At 62.3% G+C, this 4,352-nt stretch carries 5 protein-coding genes and 3 pseudogenes; 5 read left to right on the forward strand and 3 right to left on the reverse strand.

Annotated elements, in window-relative coordinates; all coding sequences use genetic code 11:
* Positions 1-626 (forward strand): annotated as a pseudogene (locus AHiyo1_RS21945) (hypothetical protein); the annotation flags it as partial.
* A gap of 96 nt (positions 627-722) precedes the next feature.
* On the opposite strand, the gene AHiyo1_RS21950 reads toward AHiyo1_RS21945, so the two are convergent.
* Positions 723-1,355, reverse strand: coding sequence for a LysE family translocator (locus AHiyo1_RS21950; protein ID WP_059389995.1), 633 nt, complete (start codon positions 1,353-1,355; stop codon positions 723-725).
* Positions 1,356-1,850: 495 nt separating this feature from the next.
* Here AHiyo1_RS21950 and AHiyo1_RS28405 point away from each other — a divergent pair.
* From AHiyo1_RS28405 to AHiyo1_RS28415, 3 genes and pseudogenes are all read left to right on the forward strand, one after another.
* Positions 1,851-2,248 (forward strand): annotated as a pseudogene (locus AHiyo1_RS28405) (LCP family protein); the annotation flags it as partial.
* A 45-nt stretch (positions 2,249-2,293) separates the two neighbouring features.
* On the forward strand, positions 2,294-2,677 hold the full coding sequence (locus AHiyo1_RS28410; RefSeq protein ID WP_445286255.1) for a hypothetical protein: 384 nt from the start codon (positions 2,294-2,296) through the stop codon (positions 2,675-2,677).
* A complete protein-coding gene (locus tag AHiyo1_RS28415; RefSeq protein ID WP_445286251.1) occupies positions 2,674-2,997 on the forward strand; it encodes a LytR C-terminal domain-containing protein in 324 nt (107 codons plus the stop codon). The genes AHiyo1_RS28410 and AHiyo1_RS28415 overlap by 4 nt, the downstream gene beginning before the upstream one ends.
* A gap of 72 nt (positions 2,998-3,069) precedes the next feature.
* Here AHiyo1_RS28415 and AHiyo1_RS21960 read toward each other — a convergent pair.
* Together AHiyo1_RS21960 and AHiyo1_RS21965 are read right to left on the reverse strand one after the other, a co-directional pair.
* Positions 3,070-3,480: pseudogene (locus AHiyo1_RS21960) on the reverse strand (VOC family protein); the annotation flags it as partial.
* A gap of 133 nt (positions 3,481-3,613) precedes the next feature.
* Complete coding sequence (locus AHiyo1_RS21965) at positions 3,614-3,988, reverse strand: VOC family protein (RefSeq protein ID WP_059389996.1); 375 nt, start codon at positions 3,986-3,988, stop codon at positions 3,614-3,616.
* Between the two features lie 184 nt (positions 3,989-4,172).
* Here AHiyo1_RS21965 and AHiyo1_RS27580 point away from each other — a divergent pair.
* On the forward strand, positions 4,173-4,352 hold a 180-nt coding region (locus AHiyo1_RS27580; protein ID WP_253257552.1), incomplete at its 3' end, for a DUF3054 family protein.

The raw sequence follows: 4,352 nt of genomic DNA on the forward strand, positions 1-4,352 counted from the left end.
GGAGCGGCGTGCGGGCAGTCCACTCGATCGACGTCCGGATGCTGGGCAGGAACGGACCGCTGCAGCGTACCTACCTGCGTACGATCCTGGCCGCCCTGGCCACGTATGCCTCGATGTACGGGACCAGCCAGTGGATGGAACAAAGTATGGGGCTCAACCCCGCGGCGGTGGGGCTGATTCTGATTCCGTTAAGCCTGCTGAGCATTGTCGTGGCACGGGTCGTCTCCAGCCGGGCGTGGGTCCGCTGGCCGTTGATCCTTGCAGGCGTCGCATTGACACTGTCCGCAGGCGTGATGCTGCTCGTGAACCACAGCTCCGGCGTCGGGCTGCTCATTGGAATGACCTTGCTGCTGGGCCTGACCAACGGTTTCAGCAGTTTCGCGAATCAGGCGGCGCTGTACCTGCAAACAACTGCCGCGGAGATCGCGGTGGCCTCCGGGTTGCTGCGGACGTCAATGTACTTGGGCGCGATCGGCTCCTCCAGCCTCATCGGCATCGCCTTCGGGCCGTCCGCCACCGACGCCGGTTTCCACACTTTGGCGTGGATCCTGGTCGCAATCGGCGCCTCGATGGTTCTCCTGACGGCGTTTGACCGCAGCGTTCCGGCCGTCGCCGCGGAGCATTGAGCCCGACGGCGGAAGCACTGGACGGCAACGGGTGCGCCCCTCGAGAAACGCCGCGATGATCAGAAGGGATGACGCAAAGGCGTGCGTCATCCCCGCTCAGCTGTTTGCCGAAACCGCAGTCCCCAGGCCAAGTGCCGTGAGGATCGCGGCAGACGTCCGTTCGAGTGCTTTCGTCACAGATGGCCTCTTCAGCCAGAGAACCGCTTTGGTCGCCACCAGGGACAGGACGCCGAGGTAGAGCATCGAAATGACGAAATCGATGACTCCTAGCAACATCGTCAGTCCAAAAGACGCTTCCCCCGGAGGAAGGAACTGGGGCACCACAGCGAGGAAAAACAGGCCCACTTTGGGGTTCAGCATGCACGAAACAAGTCCCGCCAGGAAAGTCGAACGCAGTTTGGGGCCCGCCTCGACAGAGTCCTGTTCCTGGTGGGCTGGCTGTCCTCGCCGGCTGTGGATAAAGGCGCTGATCCCTAGGTAAACCAGATACAGGCGACCGATGATTTTCACTACCCTGTATGCCTCGGCCGACTGCTCCAGAAGGGCCGCCAATCCTATGCCGACAAGCCCTGCCCAGAAGATGCTGCCGAGCGAGGACCCGAGGCCCGCCGAGAGGCCGGCCTTGACGTTCGACAGGCTGTACCTCAGGACGAGGAACGAGTCAGGGCCCGGTGTGAGGGCCAAAATCACGCACAATCCGACGAACGCCGCAAGTGAACTCAGAGTCATGTTCCCATTGAATCATTGCGCGGGATCTGCCCTGCTGCCGCGGGCCTCACGGAAGCTTCCCAGAGCCCCCGGCTACAATAGGGCCGTCCGTATTTCCCCTGGAGAGGTAGTTCCCTTTTGGTCACTCGCCACGATGCACCCAGCCCGGAGCCGGGTCAGTCACCCCCTGTTGCCTACCCGGGCCAGGGAAAACTGGCTGCCCGCAGCCGGCGGTTCAGCTTTCGCCGTTCGCCCCGCTGGTTCAAAATCACCAGCGCCGCAGTGGCCGTCTTGCTGATCGCAGTCATCGCGTTTGGAGGGTATTGGGTATGGCGCCTTCAGTCCAACATCTCATCGTCCGCACTCGGTGCCGGTGGCGTCAGGACGGAAGGACCGGTGGACGACAGCAAGGACCGTCTCCAAATCCTCGTTCTGGGTACCGATACCAGGAGCGGTAAGAACGGGCAGTTCGGCACCACGGACCAATCCTCCGGCTACGGCCAATCGGACGTCATGATGTTGCTGGATATTTCCGCGGACAACAACCATGTCAACGTGATCAGCTTCCCGCGCGACTTGTTGGTCGACGTGCCGGCCTGTACTGACAACAAAACCGGCAAGCAATACCCTGAACGGCAAAATGCGATGATCAACAGCGCGATGGCCGAGGCAGGCATCGGCTGCGCTGTTGACACCGTCAACAAGCTCACGGGTTTGGAAGTTGACCACTTCATGATGGCCGACTTCAACGCCGTGACCGAACTATCCAAAGCCGTCGGCGGCGTCGACGTCTGTGTGAGCACCGCCGTCAACGACCCTGACTCCGGATTGCATTTGCCCAAGGGCACCTCACAGGTGAAGGTGACCAGGCACTTGCCTTCCTGCGCACCCGCCATGCATTTTCCGACGGCGGAGACCTCGGACGGATCAAGGCCCAGCAATCGTTCCTTGGTTCCCTCGTGCGGAAGCTCAAAGCTGACGGCACGCTCGGAAACCCCCAAAAGATGCTGGGCATCGCCGATACGGTCACCAAGAACCTCACGGTCGACAACGGTCTCGCCTCGGTCCCGGCCCTCTTGACCATCGCGGGCAGGCTGAAAAACATTGACCCGGCCAAGGTCAACTTCATCACCGTGCCCAATGTCCCTGCCTCGTCCGATCCCAACCGGCTCGACCTCGACCAACCGGCTGCGGGCAACTTCTTTGCTGCCCTGACCAAGAGCCCCGACCTCAGCCAGCCCGCACCAAGCGCCGCGGCGTCCCCTGCTCCCTCCACGGAAACGTCGAAGGCGGATACGACAAGGCGCTTCAACCGATCACCGTTGCAAATGGAACGGGCGTGACCGGCAGAAGCCAGGAGATCGGAGCGCTTCTCTCCGCCGGAGGCTTCACGAAGCTGGCCAGGATCCAAGCCGACTCCCGGCCGCAGACCATGGTCTACTACGGTGCAGGCTTTGCCGACGTTGCCGCGGACGTCGCCGCAATGTTCGGGTTGCCGGCGACGAGCGTGCAGCAGGTCGCCAGCGTCCAGGGAGTCCAGCTCTACGCCGGGCAAGATTTCGCCGCAGGCAACAAGCCGACGCTTCCGGCCCCTAAGCCCAATGACGTGGTTGCCCAGACCGCCCAAGACCAGACGTGCCAGACGACCAACCCGGTCGGATAGCCCGATAAGACAGAAAGCGCCCTCCGTCCCGCATTGCGCGGCGGAGGGCGCTTCTGTTCTTGGCTTACTGAGCTGCTCCCCCGACACGTTGACCAGCCAGGCAATGCCGAACTTATCGGTCAGCATCCCGAAGATGTCTCCCCACGGCGCCTTCTCCATCGGCACGGTGACCGTCCCGCCGTCGACCAGCCCGTCCCAATAGCCGCGAAGTTCTGCTTCGTCGTCGCCGCTGAGCGACACCGAGATGTTGTTTCCCGGGCTGTAGTCCATGCTATTGGGGGTGTCTGCGGCCATGAGCAGCAATCCCTTGTCTGTTTTGAGCGCCGAGTGCATGATCTTGTCGCTCTCGGCGGGGTCTTCGCTCGCGTGGAACTCCGCGAAGGTGCTTTGGGTCAACTCGCCTCCAAAGACCGACTGGTAGAAGGCCATGGCCTCCTTGGCGTTGTCCCGAAAGCTGATGTAGGGGTTGAGGTTCGTGGTCATTACATGGCTCCTCGGTGTTTGGGGGCAGCACGATCAGCTACCTTTTCGTCATGCTAACAGCGCCCGCCGGGACCATCTACAGGCAAACTTTTTCCTGCCCGACGGCGGCTGTCAGCTCCCGGGGCCCCGCTTCCTAGCTGCCGCTTGTCTGCCGGCCGACCAGCCCGACTGTGTTGCCCTCGCTGTCCTTGATAAAGGCCATCCACTCATCGCTTCCAACTGGCCCGAGGCTTCCATCGACATGGCTGTAGACCAATTGTGGCTCCTGGACGATCTTCGTTCCCGAGGCGCGTAGGTCTTCAACAGAGAGCCGGAGATCCGGGACGTCGAGGTAGATCAGCGACGACGGAGCGCCGAGATCCAGGAGAAGCCTGACGCCGTCGAGATCGAAGAAGAGCAGGCCGGGCGGATCGAATCTTCCGCTCGGCGCACTGCCCAGCAACCGGGAGTAGAACGCCGATGCCCGGTCGAGGTCCACCGCCCGCTGAGCAACCTGGATCAACTTCATGTTGCACCTCCGGTGGTTGGCGTCGCTTCACGTGTCGTAGCCACATCTTCCGCGGTACTCGATCCTGGTTCAAGAGGTGCTGGTTCAAGGGTGCGGGTTCAAGAGGTGCCGGTTTAAGAGCCTAGTGGCATGCGCAGGACTTTCGGTTCGAGTTCGGGCATCAGTGCGGGATAGTGTCGTTTCCATGCCTGCTGCAAAACCCGCCCTGCCCCGCACCGCCCTCATCGCCGGCCTGGCCGACGCCATTCTCATTCTTGTTTTCGCGGCCATCGGCCGCGACGCACACCAGCGCGCCGATGTGGTGACCGGGGTCTTTTCCACGGCATGGCCGTTTCTTGCCGGTGCCGCGATCGGATGGCTTGCC

This window comes from Arthrobacter sp. Hiyo1, assembly GCF_001263615.2.
Taxonomy (GTDB): Bacteria; Actinomycetota; Actinomycetes; order Actinomycetales; family Micrococcaceae; genus Arthrobacter.

Excerpts from the sequence above, each read along its gene's own strand:
- AHiyo1_RS21965 (WP_059389996.1), bottom strand. The coding sequence starts at position 3,988 with ATGAAGTTGATCCAGGTTGCTCAGCGGGCGGTGGACCTCGACCGGGCA.
- AHiyo1_RS21950 (WP_059389995.1), bottom strand. The coding sequence starts at position 1,355 with ATGACTCTGAGTTCACTTGCGGCGTTCGTCGGATTGTGCGTGATTTTG.